This window comes from Pseudomonas putida, from assembly GCF_028682455.1.
Taxonomy (GTDB): Bacteria; Pseudomonadota; Gammaproteobacteria; order Pseudomonadales; family Pseudomonadaceae; genus Aquipseudomonas; species Aquipseudomonas putida_AA.
In genome coordinates, this window is the sequence record NZ_JANHLD010000001.1 from 939,800 (window position 1) to 960,046 (window position 20,247).

General features: G+C 62.9%; 20 protein-coding genes. 12 read left to right on the forward strand and 8 right to left on the reverse strand.

Annotated features, from left to right (window positions below; all coding sequences use genetic code 11):
- Positions 1-93 precede the first annotated feature (93 nt).
- On the reverse strand, positions 94-993 hold the full coding sequence (locus tag NPS58_RS04665; protein ID WP_274113958.1) for a bestrophin family protein: 900 nt from the start codon (positions 991-993) through the stop codon (positions 94-96).
- Positions 994-1,016: 23 nt separating this feature from the next.
- Positions 1,017-2,021: a GTP 3',8-cyclase MoaA gene (gene moaA, locus NPS58_RS04670; RefSeq protein WP_274113960.1), complete on the reverse strand. Its 1,005-nt coding sequence runs from the start codon at positions 2,019-2,021 to the stop codon at positions 1,017-1,019.
- 392 nt (positions 2,022-2,413) lie between these two features.
- Between moaA and NPS58_RS04675 the strand changes: the two genes are divergently transcribed.
- The 3 genes from NPS58_RS04675 to NPS58_RS04685 all read left to right on the forward strand — a co-directional run bounded on the left by NPS58_RS04675 (position 2,414) and on the right by NPS58_RS04685 (position 6,274).
- Positions 2,414-4,738, forward strand: coding sequence for an FdhF/YdeP family oxidoreductase (locus NPS58_RS04675; protein WP_274113962.1), 2,325 nt, complete (start codon positions 2,414-2,416; stop codon positions 4,736-4,738).
- Between the two features lie 77 nt (positions 4,739-4,815).
- Entirely contained in the window at positions 4,816-5,709 is an 894-nt protein-coding gene (locus NPS58_RS04680; protein ID WP_274113964.1) for an EamA family transporter, read from the forward strand.
- Positions 5,710-5,788: 79 nt separating this feature from the next.
- Entirely contained in the window at positions 5,789-6,274 is a 486-nt protein-coding gene (locus NPS58_RS04685; RefSeq protein ID WP_274113966.1) for a DUF2165 family protein, read from the forward strand.
- Here the strand turns inward: NPS58_RS04685 and NPS58_RS04690 are convergent.
- Positions 6,255-6,929 (reverse strand): helix-turn-helix transcriptional regulator, encoded by a 675-nt coding sequence (locus NPS58_RS04690; RefSeq protein WP_274113968.1) that lies wholly within the window; start codon positions 6,927-6,929, stop codon positions 6,255-6,257. The two genes, NPS58_RS04685 and NPS58_RS04690, sit on opposite strands and share 20 nt — an antisense overlap.
- A 34-nt stretch (positions 6,930-6,963) precedes the next feature.
- Positions 6,964-8,394, reverse strand: a complete 1,431-nt coding sequence (locus tag NPS58_RS04695) for an MFS transporter (RefSeq protein WP_274113970.1) — start codon at positions 8,392-8,394, stop codon at positions 6,964-6,966.
- A gap of 156 nt (positions 8,395-8,550) precedes the next feature.
- On the opposite strand from NPS58_RS04695, the gene NPS58_RS04700 reads away from it, so the two are divergent.
- The 4 genes from NPS58_RS04700 to NPS58_RS04715 all read left to right on the forward strand — a co-directional run bounded on the left by NPS58_RS04700 (position 8,551) and on the right by NPS58_RS04715 (position 11,586).
- Positions 8,551-8,871 carry a YbjQ family protein gene (locus NPS58_RS04700; protein ID WP_105641771.1) on the forward strand — a complete coding sequence of 107 codons (321 nt, stop codon included), beginning with the start codon at positions 8,551-8,553 and terminating at the stop codon, positions 8,869-8,871.
- A gap of 474 nt (positions 8,872-9,345) precedes the next feature.
- Positions 9,346-10,767: a group II intron reverse transcriptase/maturase gene (ltrA, locus tag NPS58_RS04705; protein WP_003253430.1), complete on the forward strand. Its 1,422-nt coding sequence runs from the start codon at positions 9,346-9,348 to the stop codon at positions 10,765-10,767.
- 185 nt (positions 10,768-10,952) lie between these two features.
- Positions 10,953-11,141, forward strand: a complete 189-nt coding sequence (locus tag NPS58_RS04710; RefSeq protein ID WP_274113974.1) for a hypothetical protein — start codon at positions 10,953-10,955, stop codon at positions 11,139-11,141.
- 142 nt (positions 11,142-11,283) lie between these two features.
- Entirely contained in the window at positions 11,284-11,586 is a 303-nt protein-coding gene (locus tag NPS58_RS04715; protein ID WP_274113976.1) for a hypothetical protein, read from the forward strand.
- Here NPS58_RS04715 and NPS58_RS04720 read toward each other — a convergent pair.
- Positions 11,577-11,999, reverse strand: coding sequence for a group II truncated hemoglobin (locus NPS58_RS04720; protein WP_274113978.1), 423 nt, complete (start codon positions 11,997-11,999; stop codon positions 11,577-11,579). The two genes, NPS58_RS04715 and NPS58_RS04720, sit on opposite strands and share 10 nt — an antisense overlap.
- A gap of 102 nt (positions 12,000-12,101) precedes the next feature.
- Positions 12,102-12,434, reverse strand: coding sequence for a hypothetical protein (locus tag NPS58_RS04725; RefSeq protein ID WP_274113980.1), 333 nt, complete (start codon positions 12,432-12,434; stop codon positions 12,102-12,104).
- A 367-nt stretch (positions 12,435-12,801) separates the two neighbouring features.
- Here NPS58_RS04725 and NPS58_RS04730 point away from each other — a divergent pair, with 367 nt between their 5' ends.
- Together NPS58_RS04730 and NPS58_RS04735 are read left to right on the forward strand one after the other, a co-directional pair.
- Entirely contained in the window at positions 12,802-14,292 is a 1,491-nt protein-coding gene (locus NPS58_RS04730) for a DASS family sodium-coupled anion symporter (RefSeq protein ID WP_274113982.1), read from the forward strand.
- Positions 14,293-14,356: 64 nt separating this feature from the next.
- Positions 14,357-14,818 (forward strand): FAD/FMN-containing dehydrogenase, encoded by a 462-nt coding sequence (locus NPS58_RS04735; RefSeq protein ID WP_274113984.1) that lies wholly within the window; start codon positions 14,357-14,359, stop codon positions 14,816-14,818.
- A gap of 79 nt (positions 14,819-14,897) precedes the next feature.
- On the opposite strand, the gene NPS58_RS04740 is transcribed toward NPS58_RS04735, so the two are convergent.
- Positions 14,898-15,371 carry an Lrp/AsnC family transcriptional regulator gene (locus tag NPS58_RS04740; RefSeq protein WP_274115359.1) on the reverse strand — a complete coding sequence of 158 codons (474 nt, stop codon included), beginning with the start codon at positions 15,369-15,371 and terminating at the stop codon, positions 14,898-14,900.
- A 99-nt stretch (positions 15,372-15,470) separates the two neighbouring features.
- On the opposite strand from NPS58_RS04740, the gene rarD reads away from it, so the two are divergent.
- Positions 15,471-16,409 (forward strand): EamA family transporter RarD, encoded by a 939-nt coding sequence (rarD, locus tag NPS58_RS04745; protein ID WP_274113987.1) that lies wholly within the window; start codon positions 15,471-15,473, stop codon positions 16,407-16,409.
- Here the strand turns inward: rarD and NPS58_RS04750 are convergent.
- Positions 16,373-17,380: a GlxA family transcriptional regulator gene (locus tag NPS58_RS04750; RefSeq protein WP_274113989.1), complete on the reverse strand. Its 1,008-nt coding sequence runs from the start codon at positions 17,378-17,380 to the stop codon at positions 16,373-16,375. The two genes, rarD and NPS58_RS04750, sit on opposite strands and share 37 nt — an antisense overlap.
- 161 nt (positions 17,381-17,541) lie before the next feature.
- Between NPS58_RS04750 and NPS58_RS04755 the strand changes: the two genes are divergently transcribed.
- On the forward strand, positions 17,542-18,084 hold the full coding sequence (locus NPS58_RS04755) for a hypothetical protein (RefSeq protein ID WP_274113991.1): 543 nt from the start codon (positions 17,542-17,544) through the stop codon (positions 18,082-18,084).
- A 56-nt stretch (positions 18,085-18,140) separates the two neighbouring features.
- Positions 18,141-20,234, forward strand: a complete 2,094-nt coding sequence (locus tag NPS58_RS04760) for a TonB-dependent siderophore receptor (RefSeq protein ID WP_274113993.1) — start codon at positions 18,141-18,143, stop codon at positions 20,232-20,234.
- Positions 20,235-20,247: the final 13 nt, after the last annotated feature.

Consider the following 20,247-nt stretch of genomic DNA (forward strand, 5'->3'; position numbering starts at 1 on the left):
GGGGGCTGGCCTACGGCCGCAGAGCGGCCGATCGCCGGCAAGCCCGCTCCCACAGGTACGGCGCAGGCCAGTAAGAGCGCAGCGGTGCGAGGCTCAGCTGAGCACGAAGTCCACTGGCTGCAAGGGCGCAGGCAAGTCCGTGCGGCCGATCGCGGTGAGTATTTCCCGCTCGATGGTGCGCACCATGGCATCGGTGGGCAGGTCGTTTTCTTCGCGGCCGAAGGGGTCTTCCAGTTCATCGCTGATGGCATCCAGGCCAAAGAAGGTGTAGCTGACGATGGCGGTGAAAATCGGCGCCAGCCAACCCAGCGGCTGGGCCATGGCAAAGGGCAGCAGCACGCAGAAGATGTAGATGGTGCGGTGCAGCAGCAAGGTGTAGGGGAAGGGCAGCGGTGTGCTCTTGATCCGCTCGCACACGGCCTGGGCTTCGGACAACCCGTGCAGGCGCTGCTCCAGGGTCATGTAGCGCCATTCGCTGATGGCGTGTTCTTGCGCCAGGCGCGAGCAGGTGCTGCCGGTGTCTTGCAAGATGGCGTCACTGACGTTGTGTTGCGCCAGCGTGTGCACCTGCGGCACCCATTTGCGCGCCGCCTTCACTTCGTCTTCACCGCGCAACCTGGCATTGAGCGCGTGGGCGTAGCCGCACAGGCCCAGCAGCAGTTGTTCGCGCAGTGCGGTGTCGGCAATCACGCAGCTCTCGCGGATGAACGAGCGCATCTCGATGATCACCAGCCCCCAGGCTTTGCGGCCCTCCCACCAGCGGTCGTAGCAGGCGTTGTTGCGAAAGCTCATGAAGATCGACAACGAAATACCCAGCAAGGTGAAGGGGGTGGCGTTGACCTTGGAGAACAGCGCCGGGTGCAGGTTTTCGATCAGGACAATCAGCGAAGCGAGCGCCGTGACCATGAGGGTGCGTCGGGCGATGCGCTTGGCGATGGAACCTTTGAGGCTGATCAGGACGTTGAGCAGGTTGGGTTTGGGGTGAACGATCATGGGGGTCCTATCGGCGGCAGCACTCAGCCGCCGGTCATGTTCATGAAACGCAGGATCTGTACATCGCCATCGACCTCGAAGTGATGGCGATAGGGCTTGAGGGCCATGGCGTTGCATATGGCCTGGTCAAGGCGGGCGCTGTCGCCCGGGTGGGCGCGCAATACTTGCTTGAGGTCGCTGGCGTGCTCGTTGCCAAGGCACAGTAGCAAGCGACCTTCGACGGTGAGCCGCACGCGGTTGCAACTGGCGCAGAAGTTGTGGCTGTGGGGCGAGATGAAGCCGATGCGAATGTGCGGTGCTTCGGCCAGGCGCCAGTAGCGCGACGGCCCCTGGGTGGTTTCGGCCGATTCGATCAGGGTGAACTGCTCGCCAATGCGCGCGCGCACTTCATCGCTCGAGCAGTAGGACTCGCTGCGTTGGTGTTCGCTGATGATGCCCAGGGGCATTTCTTCGATGAAGGAAATATCCAGGTCGCGGTCGATGGCAAAGCGCACCAGGTCGTTGACTTCGCCATCGTTGCGGCCCTTGAGCACCACGCAATTGAGCTTGGTGCGACGAAAGCCGGCGGCGCGTGCCGCATCGATGCCGGCGATCACCTGTGCCAGGTCACCCGTGCGGGTGAGGGCCTTGAAGCGCTGGGCGTCGAGGCTGTCGAGGCTGATGTTCAGGCGCGACAGACCGGCATCGAACAATGGCCCGGCCAGGCGCCCCAGTTGCGAGCCGTTGCTGGTCATGCACAGCTCGCGCAGCCCAGGCAGCGCGGCAATACGGGCGCACAGCTCGACGATGCCGCTGCGCACCAGGGGCTCACCGCCGGTGAGTCGGATCTTGCGGGTGCCCAGGGCGACGAAGCGCTCGGCCACCTGGTACAGCTCTTCAAGGCTGAGGATTTGCTGGCGCGGCAGGAATTGCATGTCTTCGGCCATGCAATAGACACAACGAAAGTCGCATCGGTCGGTTACCGACATGCGCAAGTAATCAATCTTTCGATTGAAACCGTCGACCAGTGTCTTTTCAGTTGCATTCACAGTTGCCATTACCTCTTTTAATGCGAATGGGTCGTGGTGGTGAACGCATTGTTTGAAGTTAATTAAATAAATATTCCAACTTGTGTCGAGCATAGGTAGCGCGGGAGAGGGCGTCAAATTGCTTTTAGTGACCAACCGATAAGTGTCGTCTATCACGGCTGGAAGCACCGTATTTTGCAGCTTCTGGCGTGATAGAGATCCTTGATCATGCTGTCATTACTTTCGATTGGACGTGCCGTGAATGGAACAATAGGCTCAAACGGTAGAACAACTTCAACCGTGGCTGGCCAGTGACTGACTGTTATTCGAATAACACCGGTTAATTGGCCGTGTGGCTGTGTGTTGCCTTGAAATTGTTCAAATCGCTTGCGTGCACATCGAGGACTACCGTGATGAGTCAAGACGAACACATCAAAAACTATAATGGCCCGGCCGCCGGCTGGGGCGCACTTAAAAGTGTCACCAAGAGCTGGCTGGGCAGTGACAACGCGTTCAAGAACCTGCGGGCCATGCTCAAGACCAACCAGAACGGTGGTTTCGACTGCCCCGGCTGCGCCTGGGGCGAGTCGCCTGAAAGCGATATGGTCAAGTTCTGCGAAAACGGCGCCAAGGCGGTCAACTGGGAGTCCACCGGCCGCTCCGTCGACCCGGACTTTTTCGCCCGCTACAGCGTGAGCGCCCTGGCCGACCAGACCGACTACTGGCTCGAGTACCAGGGGCGGCTTACACACCCGATGCGCTATGACGCGGCCACCGACCACTATGTCGAGACCTCGTGGGAGGAGGCCTTCGCGCTGATCGCCCGGCACCTCAACGCACTGGAGTCGCCCGACCAGGCCGAGTTCTACACCTCGGGCAGGGCCAGCAACGAGGCGGCATTCTTGTACCAGTTGTTCGTGCGCGCCTTCGGTACCAACAATTTTCCCGACTGCTCGAACATGTGCCATGAGGCCAGTGGGGTAGGGATGGGCGAGGCGCTTGGCGTGGGCAAGGGCACCGTGGTGTACCACGACCTGGAACAGGCCGATGCGATCTTCGTGATTGGCCAGAACCCCGGCACCAACCATCCGCGGATGCTCGAGCCCCTGCGCGAGGCGGTCAAGCGCGGTGCCCAGGTAGTGTGTTTCAACCCGCTCAAGGAGCGTGGCCTGGAACGCTTCCAGCATCCGCAACATCCGCTGGAGATGCTCAGCAACGGGTCCCGGCCAACCAACACCGCCTACTTTCGCCCGGCCCTGGGCGGCGACATGGCGGTGATGCGCGGCATCGCCAAGTTCCTGCTCAAGTGGGAACGCGAAGCCCAGGCCAACGGCGAACCGGCAGTCTTCGATCATGCTTTCATTGCCGAGCACACCTCGGGCCTGGATGCGTACCTGGCTGAAGTGGACGCCACCCCCTGGTCGCACATTGTCGAGCAGTCGGGCCTGAGCCTGGCCGAGCTCGAGCTGGCAGCGCGGATGTACTGGCGTGCCGAGCGGGTGATCATGTGCTGGGCGATGGGCGTGACCCAGCACCGGCATTCGGTGCCGACGGTGCAGGAGATCATCAACCTGCAGTTGCTGCGCGGCAACGTCGGCAAGCCGGGCGCCGGGCTGTCACCGGTGCGAGGCCACAGCAACGTGCAGGGGGACCGCACCATGGGCATCGACGAGAAGCCGCCCACCTGGTTGCTCGATGCACTGGAGCAGCGCTTCGCGTTCACCGTGCCGCGCGGGCATGGTCACAACGCCGTGCTGGCAATCCAGGCCATGGAAGAAAAGCGCGCCAAGGTATTTATCGCCCTGGGTGGCAACTTCGCCCAGGCCACCCCTGACAGCCCACGCACCCATGCGGCCCTGCGCAACTGCGAGCTGACCGTGCACATCGCCACCAAGCTCAATCGCTCGCACCTGGTGACCGGCCGCGACGCCTTGATCCTGCCATGCCTGGGCCGTACCGAAATCGACATGCAGGCCGAGGGCCCGCAAGGCGTGACGGTGGAAGACACCTTCAGCATGGTGCATGTGTCGTATGGCCAGTTGAAACCGCGTTCGCCCTTGCTGCGCTCGGAGCCGTGGATCATCGCCGGCATGGCCAAGGCCACCCTGGGCGACCGGCCCATCGACTGGGACTGGACCGTGGCCGACTACGGGCGCATTCGCGACCTGATCGCCGACGTCCTCCCAGGCTTTGCGGACTTCAACGCCCGCCTGCAGCACCCGGGCGGCTTTCACCTGAGCAATGCCGCTGCGGCGCGGCAGTGGCAGACCGCGTCGGGCAAGGCGCAGTTCACCCCCAGCGTGCTGCCCGCGCAACTGGTCAATGAAGCGGTATTGGCGCGTGGCGACACTCCGGACCTGATCTTGCAGACCCTGCGCTCCCACGACCAGTACAACACCACCCTGTACGGCCTGGACGATCGCTATCGCGGGGTGTTCGGCCTGCGAGAAGTGGTGTTCGCCAACGAGCAGGACATCCGCCGCCTGGGCTTCACGCCCAACCAGAAGGTCGACCTGGTCTCGCTCTGGGAGGATGGACGCGAGCGCCGGGTCAGCGGCTTTACCCTGGTGGCCTATGACATTCCCGTGGGGCAGGCGGCGGCCTACTACCCGGAAACAAACCCCTTGGTGCCGCTGGAAAGCTACGGCGACCGGACCTATACGCCGACCTCCAAGTTCATTGCCATCAAGCTGGAAAGCGCACGGCCCGATAACCGCATCCCCTCGGCGAAGCTGTAGAGCCAGCCGCGGGTGTGCGGTCGCTGCTGTTTCGTGGTTATGATGTTGCGAAATATTACAAAGAGCGGGTGTGGACAATGCCATTAAAGGACTTGCTGTTGGCGCTGGTGGTGATCGTTGCCTGGGGCGTCAACTTCGTGGTGATCAAGGTGGGCCTGGATGGCCTGCCGCCCATGTTGCTGGGGGCCTTGCGCTTCGCTCTGGTGGCGTTCCCGGCAGTGTTCTTGATCAAGCGACCGCAGTTGCCGTGGCGCTGGCTGATCGCCTATGGCGCCACCATTTCGCTGGGGCAGTTCGCCTTTCTGTTCGAGGCCATGGGCAATGGCATGCCGCCTGGGCTGGCGTCGCTGGTGCTGCAATCGCAGGCGTTCTTCACCTTGTTCTTTGCCGCGATCTTCCTCGGTGAGCGGCTGCGCGCAGCCAGTGTGCTGGGCCTGTTGGTCGCCGCGGCAGGTTTGGCCCTGATCGGCAGCGAGAACGGTGCCAGCGTACCGTTTTTCGCCTTGGTCCTGACCTTGTGCGCAGCGGCCATGTGGGCCATGGGCAACATCATCACCCGGCGCTTCGGCAACATCGACCTTGTGGCATTGGTGATCTGGGGCGGGTTGATTCCACCGCTGCCGTTCCTGGCGCTGTCGTGGTGGCTGGAAGGGCCGGTGCTGATCGAAAGCGCCCTGCGGGGTATCGGCTGGAGTTCGATCCTGTCGCTGGCCTACCTGGCGTTCGTGGCCACCATGCTGGGCTACGGCTTGTGGAGCTATCTGTTGTCGCGTTACCCGGCCGGCAAGGTCGCGCCGTTCTCGCTGCTGGTTCCGGTCGTCGGCCTGAGCGCTTCGGCGTTGCTGCTGGATGAGCGCCTGAGCCCGATGCAGGGGTGGGGTGCACTGCTGGTGATGGCCGGGTTGCTGATCAATGTTTTCGGCCCTCGGCTGTTGGCGGCCCGCAGGCTGGCCAGTCAGGGCGAGGCCTGAGGCAGGGAACCCGCTTGTGAATTCACCGGTGCGGTCCTAATATCCAAGCTTTCACTTGTGTAATAGGACGAGGCATCAAATGGAATTGCACGTTTCCCTGTGGCTGTTTCAGGTCACCCTGGCGCTGGGCCTGAGCCTGTGGCTCTGCATCGCGGTACTCAATAACCTCCAGGCCTTTGCCGCCTCGGTCGGAGCGGTGGGGGCAACCATGGCCATGGCACCGTTGCGCCAGGCACCTGCGATCGACCTCCCGCTGTTATCGCGTGCCCTGCATTCGCCGGTGGCGCACCGCCTTGCCCTGGCGGTGGTGCTGGTGCTGCAGGGTGTCGCTGCGCTGGCGGTGCTGACCGGCAGCTACGCCTTGCTGTTCGGGGCGGGTCTCGAGCCGGCGCGACCCTGGTTGAACCTGGCCCTTAGCGCGATGCTCGGCTTTACCTTCTGCATGCTGCTGGGCGGGCTGTGGTTCGGCTACTGGATTCGTCAGGAAGGCCTGCAACTCACGCACCTGGTGCTGGTGCTCTGGGCGTTACTGGCCTTTGTGGTGTTCAACCTGCCGTGGGCATGAGGGCCGGCCTGGGGGTGACCCGGTACACGCAGCGCCGGTCGCCCGCGAGCAGGTGCTCGCAGCGCTCGACCCGGGCCTGGTCGCCGATTACCGCCTGGAAGATCTGCAGCTCCGATCGACAGAAGCCCTGGCAGCGGCTGGCCGCAACGCAGATCGGGCAGTGGTGTTCGATGATCAGCCAGCCATCGTCGCAGGCTTGCATACGGGCCATGTAGCCCGCCTGGTCGCGTAGCCGGACCAGGACCTGGACCTTGTCTTCAAGGCTGCGGGCCTGGCTGCAGGCGTGTTGGTATTCCTTGAGGTTGCTGGCCTCCATGCGGCTGATCAATTGATCGACGCCGTGGGTGCCGAACACCTGCTCGACGGATTCGATCAGTTGCAGGGTCAGCACACTGTGGGTATCGGGGAAGCGCCGTTGGGCGGCCTCGGTGAGTATCCATTTTTGCGAAGGCCGCCCGGCACCTGTGGCCGGGGTGCTGAGACCGGTGATCAGGTCGGTGCCCTGCAGCTTCTGCAATTGCTGGCGCGTGGCCTCGAAACTGATTTGCAGCAGTCTGGCAAGGTCGGTGGTTTTCAGCGGTCCGCGGGTCTTGAGCAGGAACAGGATGCGTTCGGCGGTAACCGTCGGGGTCGGGGAAGCGGGGGTGTCATGCACGATGGACGTCCTGCAAAGGGGTTGAACGCATGCGTCAGGCCGGGACCTTGGCCGGCGTACCGGTGATTCGCCAGACCAGCACCAAGGTCAGCACCGGCGCCAGGGCGAACAGTCCGAACAGCCAGGCGGCGGCATGCTGGGCGCCGCTCACACCGCCTGGGTCGACCAGGCCTGCGCCATTGCTGACCGAGCCGGCCAGGGCCGCGGCGAGAGCCGTGGCGTACAGCTGCACGGTGGTGATCGAGGCCGAGGCAAGGTTCTCTTCACCCGGGCGCGCGGCACTCAGGACCCGGGTCAGCAGGTGCGGCCAGCCCAGGCCGATACCCAGGCCGACGCCGGCCAGGGCCAGGCAGTAGCTCGCCACGCCGGCGCTGTTGTCCAGCCAGTTGATTCGGGGCGTCATCAGCGCCAGGGCCAGGAGGGCAATGACGATCAGCACAGGCCCGGATCGCATCAGGCGCTCGGCCGATTCGCCCGCGCGCCCGGCTCCGAACAGGGCGCCCAGGGTCCAGCCGGCGGCCATGGCGGCGGTCATGTAGCCAGCGGCGAGCGGGCCGAGGCCGTGGATCTGCTGGAGGAAATAAGGCACGAAAATCTCGGTGGTCATGGCGGTGATCAGCAGGCACATCATCCCGTACAGCACGCCCAGGCGCGTGCCCAGCGAGTAGGCCCCGGTGGGTAGCAGGCGCCGGTCAGGGTGACGGTCGAGGCGGGCGATCAGCACGGTGATGGCCAGGCCCGCGCCGATGCCCAGCAGGTTGAACAGCAACTGGCTGGACAGGCTGGCGGTCGAGACGACGAGTACCGAGACGACCAGGCAGGCGATCAAGCCATAGGGCGGGCGCGAACGCGCCGCCGCGGCAGCGACGGTGCTGCCCAATTGCTGGATCACGATCGCGGCCAGCAGCGCCACCACCGGCAACAATGACCAGAACGCCCAGCGCCAGTGGCCGAGCTCGGCGAACACGCCGCCGATGGCGGGCCCGCACAGGGTGGCGACGCCCCACATGCCCGAGACCATGGCCATGGCACGCGGCCACAACGCCTCATCGAACACCAGGCGAATCAAGGCGTAGCTCAGGGCAAACAGGATGCCGCCGCCAAATCCTTGCACACTGCGACCGGCCAGCAGCACCGCCATGCTCGGTGCCGCGGCGCACAGGGCCGAGCCTGCTGCAAACACGACCAGGGCCAGGAGGTAGGCGCGCCGGGCGCCGAGGCGCTCAAGCAGCTGCGCCGAGAGGGTGGAACCAATGATCGAGGTGACCACGAACAGCGTGGTGCTCCAGGCATAGAAGGCCAGCCCGCCGATGTCGGCAATCACCGTCGGCAGGATGGTGGTGACGATGTAGACGTTGATGGCATGCAACCCCACGCCACCGGCCAGGGCAATCGAGCGCAGGGCGTTGCGGCCCTTGAGCAGTTGCGCCCAGGAGGCGTTCCGAGGGGCAGGGGTAGTAGACATGCGCGACTCCTTCGCACGGGCTGGGTGGCAGGAAGTCTAGGTGTGCGAGTCTGGTTAAACAAGTTATGGCTTGCATAAATAGGCGCCTGGCCAGGGACGGGTTTTTGCTACCATCGTCGTCTTTTGCCGGCGCGTGCAGCACCGAAGGAGAGCTCCATGATTGTCACCACCACAGGCACTGTCGAAGGCCGTCAGATCGTCGCCTACCTGGACGTGGTCAGCGCCGAGTCGGTCCAGGGCATCAACGTGGTACGGGATGTGTTCACCAGTTTTCGCGACTTTTTCGGTGGTCGTTCGCAAACCCTGGAAAGCGCCTTGAAAGAGGCCCGCATCCAGGCCACCGATGAAATAAAGGCCCGGGCCCGCAGCCTGCAGGCCGACGCCGTGGTAGGCCTGGACTACGAGATCAGCATGCCGTCGTCCCGTGGCGGCATGGTCGTGGTGTTCGTCACCGGTACCGCGGTCAAGCTCAGGTAAGCCCGGGGTGCGACAATCTGGCCCGGCCATTGGTCGGGCTTTTTTGTGTGCGCCAGGCATGGCGCGTTGCGCGTAAGCGCAACCCGCTTGGCTGTGGTGGCCAAGCGGGTGACTTGGAGGTGAAAGTCCTCTACACACCCGGCAAGGGGAAGTGTTAGCCGGAGGCAAGGGTGTCGCGGGTGACCGCGAATCTGAAGGAAGCCCGAGGCAAAATGCTGGCCTGACGAACAGGAAGCGGATAGAGGCGGCACAGCGGGGTGAGGTGGCACAAATCGCCAAAGCCCAATACTTGCACGGAACGCTGTGACGTAGATCCGACAGGCATAAGCAGGAAGGTCGCGCGAATTACCCTGGGAGATCTGTACGTTTGCCATTGTGCTACCGCGCGTCGAAAGGCGACGGGATGAGCGTGCAGAAGTCAGCCGAAGCCGTAGTAAGTGGCGGTTAACCGCGCCACCAAGGGCCGAACAGGTTATGCCGCCAGTAGGCGTCGCCGTCTCGTTGGTAACCGTAATGCAGAAATTTCCCACAGCGGAAACTGTCATCCCGAGCTCCGGCCAGAAGCCGAGGGTGACGCCTGACAGTGCAAAGGTATCGACGGCGTCCGTGACGTGGACGAACGCGGAGCCGGACACGCTGATGGAGCGGGTGCTTGCACCGGCCAACCTCAGACGTGCGTATCAACGCGTGGTCAGCAACAAGGGAGCACCGGGTGCCGATGGCATGACGGTTGCTGACTTGGCGGGCTACGTGAGACAGTATTGGCCAACCCTCAAGGCCAGGTTACTGGCCGGTGAATACCAGCCCCAAGCAGTGCGAGCGGTTGAAATTCCCAAGCCGCAGGGCGGCACACGGCAACTGGGAATCCCCAGCGTCGTGGATCGCCTGATCCAGCAAGCACTGCAGCAGCAGCTCACACCTATCTTCGACCCACTGTTCTCGGACTACAGCTATGGTTTTCGTCCGGGCAGAAGTACGCATCAAGCCATCGAGATGGCTCGTGCTCATGTGACAGCGGGACACCGCTGGTGCGTGGAACTCGATCTGGAGAAGTTTTTCGATCGGGTCAATCACGACATCCTCATGGCCTGCATCGAACGTCGGATCAAAGACAAGTGCGTACTCAGGCTTATCCGCCGCTACCTTGAAGCCGGGATCATGTCGGGCGGTGTCGTCAGCCCACGGCAGGAGGGGACGCCGCAAGGCGGCCCGCTTTCGCCGTTGCTGTCGAACATCCTGCTCGACGAACTCGACCGCGAGCTGGAGCGACGGGGCCATCGCTTCGTACGTTATGCCGATGATGCGAACATCTATGTACGCAGTCCCCGGGCCGGCGAACGGGTGTTGGTCAGCGTCGAGCGCTTCCTGAGAGAACGTCTGAAGCTGACGGTGAACAGGAAGAAAAGCCAAGTGGCAAGGGCGTGGAAGTGCGACTACCTAGGCTATGGGATAAGCTGGCACCAGCAGCCAAGGCTGCGCGTGGCAAGGATGAGCCTAGACCGCTTACGCGACCGGCTCAGAATGCTGCTGCGCAGCGTACGGGCTCGCAAAATGGCGACTGTCATCGAGCGGATCAACCCCGTCCTGAGAGGCTGGGCTAGCTACTTCAAGCTCAGCCAGAGCAAGCGGCCGCTTGAGGAACTGGATGGTTGGGTCAGGCACAAACTCCGCTGCGTCATCTGGCGTCAATGGAAGCAGCCTCCCACGAGGCTGAGAAACTTGATGCGCCTGGGGTTGAGCGAGGAGCGTGCCAACAAGTCAGCCTTCAATGGCCGAGGTCCATGGTGGAATTCGGGAGCGCAACATATGAACTACGCGCTGCCAAAGAAACTGTGGGACCGGCTCGGGCTGGTCTCGATACTGGATACGATTAACCGGCTTAGCCGCGTAACCTGAACCGCCGTGTACGGAACCGTACGCACGGTGGTGTGAGAGGACGGCGGGTGTGAATCCGCCTCCTACTCGATTTTCGGGCAGGAAGTCCGTAAATGACCGGCTAGTCTCAGAGGCTCTTGGGTCGGTACTTTCCTGGGCAAACATCTGCTTGCCGGTACCGTCCCGCTGTCAGAGGGAGACAGGGCATGAGCGAATCCTACTTCGAGGACAACGGCGACGAATTCCCCATCAACAGCCAGGTGCGGTGCGGTCAGGCGGCGTTTCGCCTGGGTTTTGCCCACATGACCCTGGATGACTCGCAGCAGATTCAGCCCAGCCATTTGCAGCGCGCCAAGCAGGGCAGGTTCATGCCCAGGGTTCCGCCAAAAAAGTGAACAGGTTCACATCACCCCGCCCGTTGAGGCGGGGTTTTTTCTGCATTGTTTGACCTTGCTCAACGTATGCGAAACGGGCGCTCGCCTGTGTTGCGCATGTGTGAGTTACTTGCCCCGCCGTTAACTACACAGGAGCCAACCGATGCGTATCAGGGAAGAAACTTTCTGGAAATGGGCGGATGCGCAATTGCACAGCCGCAGCCATGAAGAGGCACTCAGTGACGGCACCAGCATCGACGTCCAGGTCCGGTTGTCGCGCACGGGCGCCACGCAATTGTTCCTGGGCATTTATGCGCGCCAGGGCAAGGCGATGGTGGAGGAGTACTACGACAATCGCCCCGGCGAGACCATGACCCGGGCCATGGCCTGGGGTGTCGAGCGGGCGCGGGCGCTGGTGAGCGGCTGGCTGCCGCTGGAACAGGCGCCGCTGCGCCGTCAGGCCTGAGCGTGGCGGTTGCGGCTGGCCTGGACAATGCGCTGGGCCGGCACGCGCAACTGGCGCAGCAGGTACTCGGCGAACTCCGGCGAGTAGCGCTGTAGCGCAATGGCCTGCTCCATGCAGCTCAACCAGATATCACTGTGGGATTGATCGATCGGCCATTGGGCGTGGAAGGCCGGAATGGCGATCGACCCATAGCGTTCGCTGAACAGCGCCGGGCCGCCGAGCCAGCCGCTGAGAAAACAGGCCAGCTTGTCGCGCGAGGTATCGAGGTTGTCCGGGTGCATCCGACGCACCGGCTGGGCACTTGGGCTCTGGTCCATCAGGCGGTAGAAGTCATCGACCAGGCGGCGCAGGCCATCAATGCCGCCAGCGGCCTGGTAGGAGGCATCGCCGGTGCCGAATGCGGGACTGTTCATGTCGGGGCTCTTGAAGGGAAAAGGCCATTGTACCCAGGCCGTCCGCCAATGAAAAAAGCCCGATCCTTGCGGATCGGGCTTCAGTGTTGCCGTTGCGTGACCTCAGCAGAGGCGGTCGATCACCGCGATTCCCGGTTTGTCCTGCAGCGCAGCCCACTCATGTTGCAGGGTCTGCAGGACGCGGCCAACGTATTGGGTGTCGGCGGCGGCTTTCTTGCCGACATAACCCTGGCCACGGCGGTACATCTTCAACCGGGCGCGCATGTTCGGCGTACGTTGCTCGAACTGCGCTTCATCGGTCAGCGGCCCCAGGCTGTCGAGGCGAACTTCGCCGCGTTCGCATACCCAGAGGATGTGGCTGTCGAGTGTGTCTTTGCGCGCGGCGAACAGCCGGGCCAATTCGTCGACAGTCGGTTGATTGTTCAGATTCATCATAAAGCCCCCTAGACCATTCGTAGTTGAGTTCAAACTCGGCGCACATCACATGTAGCGTTGAAAGAAAGCTGCTACAGCAGCGTCGCAACTGGGGGCTTTTACACGCTGCCTTTTGGGCAGTACCCATCCGCATACAGCTCATGGATCCTTCGAGCTGCCTGGAACACCCTTGCCAGTGTCCCCGATCGGGGAGACGGCCTCATCATGCAAGGGCCGATGAACGGCGTCAATATGTTTTGTAGTGATTTTTTTCGAGCACTACATTTTTGTCGGACAATGCCCGATTCCTTGGGAATTGATGCGAATCAGTTCACTTGCCGAGGATGTGTTCGATCATGCATGACTCATGCATTGCAGGGAGATTCACATGAGTTCGTCGGCCAGCGCACCCGATGCGCAAACCACCCGAATGAAGGTTCCAGTCGGGCTGCTGGTGGGGGTTGCCGCCTTGATTGGCGTGCTCTTGCTGCCGTTGCCGGCTGACTTGCCGGTGGCCGGACACCGGGTGCTGGCGATCCTGGCGTTTGCCGTGGTGGTGTGGATCAGCGAGGCGGTGTCGTACGAGGCCAGTGCGATCATGATCACTTCGCTCATGGCCTTTTTGCTCGGCACGGCGCCGACCGTGGCCGACCCCTCGGTGACCTATGGCTCGTCTGCGGCGATCAGCCTGGCGCTGACCGGGTTCTCCAACAGCGCCCTGGCCCTGGTGGTCGGCGCGTTGTTCATTGCCGCAGCCATGACCCATACCGGCCTTGACCGGCGCATTGCCCTGGTGACGCTGTCCAGCGTTGGCGTCAGTACCCGGCGCATTCTGCTCGGCGCGGTGGCGGTGACCATCCTGCTCAGCCTGGTGGTGCCCAGTGCCACCGCGCGCAGTGCCTGCGTGGTGCCGATCATGATGGGGGTAATTGCAGCGTTCGGTGTCGACAAGCGCTCCAACATCGCCGCCGGGATCATGATCATCGTCGCCCAGGGCACCAGCATCTGGAACATCGGTATCCAGACGGCCGCGGCGCAGAACCTGCTGACGGTGGGCTTCATGGACAAGATGCTCGGCGCCCGGGTGTCGTGGATCGACTGGCTGATAGCCGGTGCTCCGTGGGCGCTGATCATGTCGGCGGTGCTGATCTTCGTGGTGCTCAAGATGATGCCGCCCGAGAGTGACAGTATTCCCGGCGGCAAGGCTGCGGTGAGCAAGACCCTCGCCGAGCTCGGCCCGATGAGCGGGGCGCAGAAGCGACTGCTGGGAGTTTCGATCCTGTTGTTGCTGGCTTGGGCCAGCGAAGGCAAGTTGCACCACTTCGACACCACCTCGACCACTTATGCGGGCCTGGTGATCCTGCTGTTGCCGCGCCTTGGGGTGATGACCTGGAAAGACGTGCAGGCACGGATTCCGTGGGGCACGGTGATTGTCTTCGGCGTCGGTATCAGCCTGGGGACCACTTTACTGACCACCCAGGCCGGGCAATGGCTGGGCGCGCAGGTAGTGGCCCACACCGGGCTGGATCAACTCGGCACCCTTGGCGTGTTCGCGATCCTGGCGGCGTTCCTGATTCTGATTCACCTGGGCTTTGCCAGTGCCACGGCGCTGACTTCGGCGCTGCTGCCAATACTGATCTCGGTGTTGCAGACCTTGCCGGGTGATTTCAGTCGCCTGGGCATGACCATGGCCCTGGGCTTCGTGGTCAGCTACGGCTTCATTTTGCCGATCAACGCACCGCAGAACATGGTGTGCCTGGGGACCGAAACCTTCAGCGCCCGGCAGTTCGCCCGCGTCGGTATAGTGATCACTGTTATCGGGTACCTGCTGATGCTGGTGTTTGCGGCGACCTGGTGGAAGTGGCTGGGGTGGATGTAGTGACACCCTGGGCTGGCATTCAAGGTAGGATCGGCATTGGTTTTTTTCAGCAACGAGGTTACCTGTGAAATACCCGATAGTTCTGCTGCTTAGCCTGATGCCGCTGTTGGCACAGGCCGTCGAGGTTGGCGAGCGCCTGGCGCCCTGGACCCTGCTGGATCAGCATGACCAGGCCTACAGCCTCAACGACCAGACCCGCACCTTGCTGGTGGCGCGCAACATGGATGGCGCCAAGCTGGTCAAGGCTGCACTGGCTGATCGCCCCAAGGGCTACCTGGAGGAGCGCAACGCGGTGTTTGTCGCCGACATCCAGCGTATGCCGGCATTGATCTCCAAGCTCTTCGCCATCCCGGCGATGCGCGACTACAGCTACCGCGTGCTGCTGGACCGTGAGGGCAGCGTCGCCACGCGCTATGCAGGCGCCGAAGACAAGGTGCTGTGGTTGCAACTGGACAAGGGGCAGGTAGTGGCACAGCGTGAATTCGCCACGGCCGAGCAACTGCGCCAGGCGCTGGAGCAGGATTGAGGTAGGGCCCCTTGCAGCCCGCTCCCACCGAGCAGACTGATCGGCACAGTTGCTCCCACAAGAGTTCTGCGTGCCTCCCTCATGGGTTAGAGGCAAGGGGCACGTGCAAGGTCGACTTGACCCGCTCCAGTACCACGATTGTCCTGAACCATTTCACGTTGGGATTATCGTGGAACAACCGTTGGGTAAGGGCCTGGAACTCGCTCATGCTCGCCACCGTCAGCACCAGCATGAAGTCGGCGTCACCGGTGACGTAGTAGCACTGCTGGATCTCGGGCCCCGAAAACGCCTGCTTCATTGATTCCAGGTCTGCCGACTGGGTACGGTCGGCGTGAACCTCGACCATCAAGGTGATCACCTGGCCGACTTTTTCCGGGTCGATCACTGCCGTATTGGCCTGGATGTAGCCGGTCTTTCTCAGCCGCTGGATGCGCCGTTGCACCGACGCCGAGGACAGGTGCACCCGCTCGGCCAGCTCGCGCAGGGGCAGGCTGTTGTCTTGTTGCAGGGCATCGAGCAGGGCAAGGTCGAAGTCGTCGAGCGCAGGTTTCATGTGCAAGAATTTCTCATTTTTTGGGTGGTAAACGAGGGCACTTTTCAGGCGCAACGCAATAAATTATCACCCTCTGCCCCCTGCAAGAAGGCTTGCGTCATGGACCCTCGCACTACCCCCAACGCCACCCTCGGTGTTGCGCTCAATATTCTGGCCTCGGTGCTTTTCGCGGTGATGTACGCCTATACCCATCTGCTGCAGGCGCTGGGCGGTGAGGAGATCTACGGTTGGCGGATCCTCCTCACGGTGCCTTGCCTGACCCTGATGGTCATCGCCAGTGGCCATTGGCACGAGGTACGCCGACTGTTCGCGCGGGTGCTGCGCGAGCGCCTGTTCTGGGCCGTGCGCCTGGTCTCGGCGGCGTTGCTCGGCGTGCAGCTGTGGTTGTTCATGTGGGCACCGATCAACGGCTATGGCCTGGATGTGTCGCTTGGTTATTTCCTGATGCCGCTGACCATGGTCATCGTTGGCCGCCTGGCTTTCAACGACAGCATCAGCCGCCTGCAACTGCTGGCTTGCGCGTTGGCGGCGCTGGGCGTGATCAACCAGATCGCCATTGCCCAGGCCATCACCTGGCCGGTGCTGGCGGTGGGGCTGGGGTATCCGCTGTACTTCTGGCTGCGCCGGGTCAGCGACAGCAATACCATGGGTGGACTGTGGTTCGACATGAGCCTGAGCCTGCCGGTCAGTCTGCTGTTGGTGCTCAAGGGCGGGGTGGTGCTGGGCGTGGCTGGCAGTGGCTCGGCCTTGCCCTGGCTGGTGATGGGGCTGGGGGCGATCAGTGCGTCGGCCCTGGCCCTGCAGGCGCTGTCGGGGCCCCGCCTGAACCTGACCCTGTTCGGCCTGTTGATCTACGTTGAGCCGGTGTTGCTGGTGGTGGCCTCGGTGCTGCTGGGCGAGACCATCGCCCCCGCGCAATGGCCCACCTATATCGCGATCTGGCTGGCGGTGCTGGTGCTGGTGGTGGAAGGGGCCATGCACCTGGGCAATCGCCCGCGCGGCTATTCGCCCAGCCGTTGCTCCCGTGAAGGCGGATAGCCGAAGTAGGCGCTGTAGCACTTGCTGAAGTGCGACACCGAGACAAAGCCGCAGGCAATGGCGACATCCATCAGCGGCAGGTCCGAATACTGCAGCAGGCGCCGGCTCTTGGTGATGCGCAGTTCCATGTAGTAACGGCTGGGCGAGGTGCCCAGCTGGGCCTGGAACAGGCGGTCGATCTGGCGGCGCGAGCGTCCGCTGTACTGCGCAAGCTGGTCCAGGCTCAGGGTTTCCTCCAGGTTGTTTTCCATCAGCTCGACAATGGTGCGCAGTGGCGCGCTCATGGACTTTTTCGAGCTGCTGTCCACCCGCCGGAAGCGCGCGCCGGAAAATGCCAGGATCTCCTCGACGCCGGCGGCCAGTGCCTCACCTTGCTGTACCTTGAGCAACGCCAGCATCATCTCCAGCGCACCGTTGGGGCTGGCGGCGGTCAGGCGATCGCGATCCACCACAAAGCTTGCCGGGGTGATAGTGCTCTGCGCGCTGCGCTCGGCCAGGCTCGCCCGTTGTTCGGGGTGGATGGTGCAGCTGTAGTTGTCGAGCACACCGGCGCGACCGAGAAAGTAGGCGCCGTTCCACAGCCCGCCCAAGACCAGGCCATGGGCGGCGGCATCGGCCAGCAGGCGGTCGAGCTCAGGGTATCTGAGCGGCGTGCGCAGGCCGCCGCAGACCACCAGCATGTCCAGCGACTCGAGGGTGTTGCGCTCGACACCGGTGGCGTAAATCTCCAGGCCCAGGTCGCTGGTCACCCGTTCGCTGCCCAGCGACAGGGGCGTGATGGCGAACAGATTGTTGTGCAGCAGATTGGCGGTGACCAGCACGTCCATGGCCACGGTAAAGCTGGCCATGGAGAAGTTCTCCAGCAGCAGGAAGCCCACGCGATAGGTCGGCGGCGACAGTGCCTGCGAGGGCTTGAGGTTCAGCATGTTTGTTGTACTGGTTTTCTGGCTGAAGTGACGAGGGGTGGGCAATTTGAGCTCCGCAGGGCAGGGGGAAGGCACTTCTGGATGATGCCAGAGAATGGCGCGTTGCACCGCGTCTCGATGTGCGTGTGGCGTATCGCTTTCGCGCCTGGGATAGGGCCTAATCGCAAGTGCTACCCTGACGCCCGCCCCACCTACGGAGCCGCGACATGCCCACGTCCCACCTTGATCCGCTGCGCCGGGAGATCGCGCAGCTGCACGTCACACCACCGCCCGCGCCCTGGCAATTGAAGGCGCGCTTTACCATCGTGGGCCTGATGGAGGTCGGCTTTGATCGCGACAGCGAACTGTTGCTGGTGGCTTCAAGCTCCGGGCGCAGCGTGATCGACTGCCACACCGGGAACAAGGTCGCCCGCGACCGTACCGATAACCTGGGCAGCGACCGCTTCCTGGAAACCCGGGGCCTGGGGCCATTGCTGGACCGGGTCATCCAGATGGCCGGCATTCATGGCGGCCGCCTGCCGTTGGCCACTGCCGATGGCTGGATGATCGAAGACATCACCCTGGCCTGGCCCGAGCAGCACTTGCTGCTGGTCGAGCCCGGATCGTGGCTGCACGGTGCGCGGTATCACCGACCCGCGGTGTTTCACAAACTGGGGGTGGAGCTCGAGGTGCGCGCGTTCGGATTTTCCTATAGCGGGCTTAGCCTGGTGCTGGCAACGGCGGGAGAACTGGTGGTGTTTGGCCGGTAGGCTTTTCTGTTTCGCTTCGTATTGTTATGTTATTACATAATTTTAAGGAGCCCCCCATGCACGCCCCCCTAGGAAGGTTGTCCCTCGGTTTGTCTGCCTCACTGCTCACCTTGCCAGCAGCGGCCGCCGACCCCGTCTTGCTCGAAGCCTCGAGCGTCACCGAACGTCAACTCGAGGAGTCCGCCACAGGCCCGGTGCAAGGCTATCGCGCCACGCGCTCGAGTACCGCGACCAGGACCGATACCGACATCCGCGACACCCCCCAGAGCATCGCCGTGGTGCCGAGCCAGGTGCTCGACGACCTCAATACCACGCGTATCGACCGCGCCCTGGATTTTGCCGGTGGGGTGGGCCGGCAGAACAACTTCGGCGGCCTGACCTTTCTCAATTACAGCGTGCGCGGCTTTACCACGGGCGAGTTGTACAAGAACGGCTTTGCCGTCAACCGCGGCAGCTACAGCGCCCCGGACACCTCGAACATCGAGCGCATCGAAGTGCTCAAGGGGCCGGCGGCCAGCCTGTATGGGCGAGGCGATCCGGGCGGGTTGGTGAACATCGTCACCAAGCGCCCCCAGGCCGAGGCCTTCACGCATTTCAAGGCGAGCGCCGGTAGCTGGGACCGCTACCGCAGCAGCCTGGACGCGAATACCCCGCTCAGTGAAGACGGCCGTGTGTTGTCGCGGGTGAACATGGCGGTGGAAGACAATGGCAGTTTTCGCGATTACGTCGGCAGCGAGCGGCGCATCGTCAGCCCCTCGCTGAGCTGGCAGTTGAGCCCGGACACGTTGCTGTCGATCGACAGCGAGTTTTCTCGCACCGAGTCGGTATTCGACCGCGGCATCCCGGCAGTGAACAATGAACTGGGCTCGGTGAGCCGTTCGAGCTTTTTCGGTGAACCCAATGACGGGCGTATCCGCAACGACAACCAGACCCTCGACCTGACCCTGGAGCACTACCTCACCGACAGCTGGAAGCTGCGCCTGGCCAATCATTACACCCAGGGCCGGCTCAAGGGCAACAGTTCCGAGCCGCAACGCCTGGTAGGCACGACCCTCAGCCGCTTTTACCGCGAGCGGGATTTCGAATGGAACGACACCATCACCCAGGCCGAACTGCACGGTCAGTTCGAGTTTGCCGGTTGGCAGCATCAAAGCCTGATCGGCCTTGAGTACGAGAACTACCGCAACAGCCAGAAGTACCCGCAAAGCGTGACTTCAACGGACTATGGCCTGGATATCTACAACCCGGTGTATGGCAAGCCCAAGCCTGCACTAGTGAACCCCAACGACTTCTTCGAGCGCACCGAAAGCTACGCGCTCAATCTGCAGGACCAGATCACCTTGACCGAGCGCCTGCGCGGGCTGGTAGGGGTGCGTCTGGAGCACATCGAACAGACCGCGCAGAACCGTACCAACCAGGTCAGCAACACCCAGGAAAAAGACGTGGCCACCCCGCGAGTGGGGCTGCTGTACCAACTGGTACCCGAGGTCGGCGTGTTCGCCAACGCGTCCACCTCGTTCAAGCCAAACAGCATCGGCACCCAGGGCCAGGTGTACAAGCCGGAGAAGGGCCTGGGCTTTGAGACGGGCCTGAAGCTCGACCTGTTCGACAGCCGCCTGGGGGCGACACTGGCGCTGTTTCACATCGACAAGGAGAACGTCATCACCACCGACGCCTTCGGTGACAGCGTCGCCGCCGGCAAGGCCCGTAGCCAGGGTTTCGACCTGCAGTTCAGCGGTCAGCTGAGCGAGGCCATCCGGGTGATCGGCGCCTACGCCTACATTGACGCCGAGGTGACCAAAGGCGACGCCAGCCTGCCCAGCGGCAGCGACCTGCTGGGCATCCCGCAGCACAGCGGCAGCCTGATGGCCGTGTACGAATTCCAGCACGGCTTGTTGCAAGGGTCAGATATAGGGGCAGCGGCCAATTATGTGGGGGAACGGTCCGGTCAGGCGGGCAGCAGCTTCAGGTTGCCGAGCTATAGCACCGTGGATTTGCTCGCCCACTACAAGGTCAGCGAACACGCCACAGTCGGCCTCAACCTGAACAACCTGTTCGACCGCAAATACTACGAGCGCGGCTACAACGCGGTTTGGAACCTGCCGGGCGAGCCGCGCAACCTGATGGTCAGTTTGAGCCTGGCGCTTTGAGCCGGCTATAGTT

Excerpts from the sequence above, each read along its gene's own strand:
- NPS58_RS04665 (WP_274113958.1), bottom strand. The coding sequence starts at position 993 with ATGATCGTTCACCCCAAACCCAACCTGCTCAACGTCCTGATCAGCCTC.
- NPS58_RS04675 (WP_274113962.1), top strand. The coding sequence starts at position 2,414 with ATGAGTCAAGACGAACACATCAAAAACTATAATGGCCCGGCCGCCGGC.
- NPS58_RS04680 (WP_274113964.1), top strand. The coding sequence starts at position 4,816 with ATGCCATTAAAGGACTTGCTGTTGGCGCTGGTGGTGATCGTTGCCTGG.
- NPS58_RS04685 (WP_274113966.1), top strand. The coding sequence starts at position 5,789 with ATGGAATTGCACGTTTCCCTGTGGCTGTTTCAGGTCACCCTGGCGCTG.
- NPS58_RS04695 (WP_274113970.1), bottom strand. The coding sequence starts at position 8,394 with ATGTCTACTACCCCTGCCCCTCGGAACGCCTCCTGGGCGCAACTGCTC.
- NPS58_RS04700 (WP_105641771.1), top strand. The coding sequence starts at position 8,551 with ATGATTGTCACCACCACAGGCACTGTCGAAGGCCGTCAGATCGTCGCC.
- ltrA (WP_003253430.1), top strand. The coding sequence starts at position 9,346 with ATGCCGCCAGTAGGCGTCGCCGTCTCGTTGGTAACCGTAATGCAGAAA.
- NPS58_RS04710 (WP_274113974.1), top strand. The coding sequence starts at position 10,953 with ATGAGCGAATCCTACTTCGAGGACAACGGCGACGAATTCCCCATCAAC.
- NPS58_RS04715 (WP_274113976.1), top strand. The coding sequence starts at position 11,284 with ATGCGTATCAGGGAAGAAACTTTCTGGAAATGGGCGGATGCGCAATTG.
- NPS58_RS04720 (WP_274113978.1), bottom strand. The coding sequence starts at position 11,999 with ATGAACAGTCCCGCATTCGGCACCGGCGATGCCTCCTACCAGGCCGCT.
- NPS58_RS04725 (WP_274113980.1), bottom strand. The coding sequence starts at position 12,434 with ATGATGAATCTGAACAATCAACCGACTGTCGACGAATTGGCCCGGCTG.
- NPS58_RS04730 (WP_274113982.1), top strand. The coding sequence starts at position 12,802 with ATGAGTTCGTCGGCCAGCGCACCCGATGCGCAAACCACCCGAATGAAG.
- NPS58_RS04740 (WP_274115359.1), bottom strand. The coding sequence starts at position 15,371 with ATGAAACCTGCGCTCGACGACTTCGACCTTGCCCTGCTCGATGCCCTG.
- rarD (WP_274113987.1), top strand. The coding sequence starts at position 15,471 with ATGGACCCTCGCACTACCCCCAACGCCACCCTCGGTGTTGCGCTCAAT.
- NPS58_RS04755 (WP_274113991.1), top strand. The coding sequence starts at position 17,542 with ATGCCCACGTCCCACCTTGATCCGCTGCGCCGGGAGATCGCGCAGCTG.
- NPS58_RS04760 (WP_274113993.1), top strand. The coding sequence starts at position 18,141 with ATGCACGCCCCCCTAGGAAGGTTGTCCCTCGGTTTGTCTGCCTCACTG.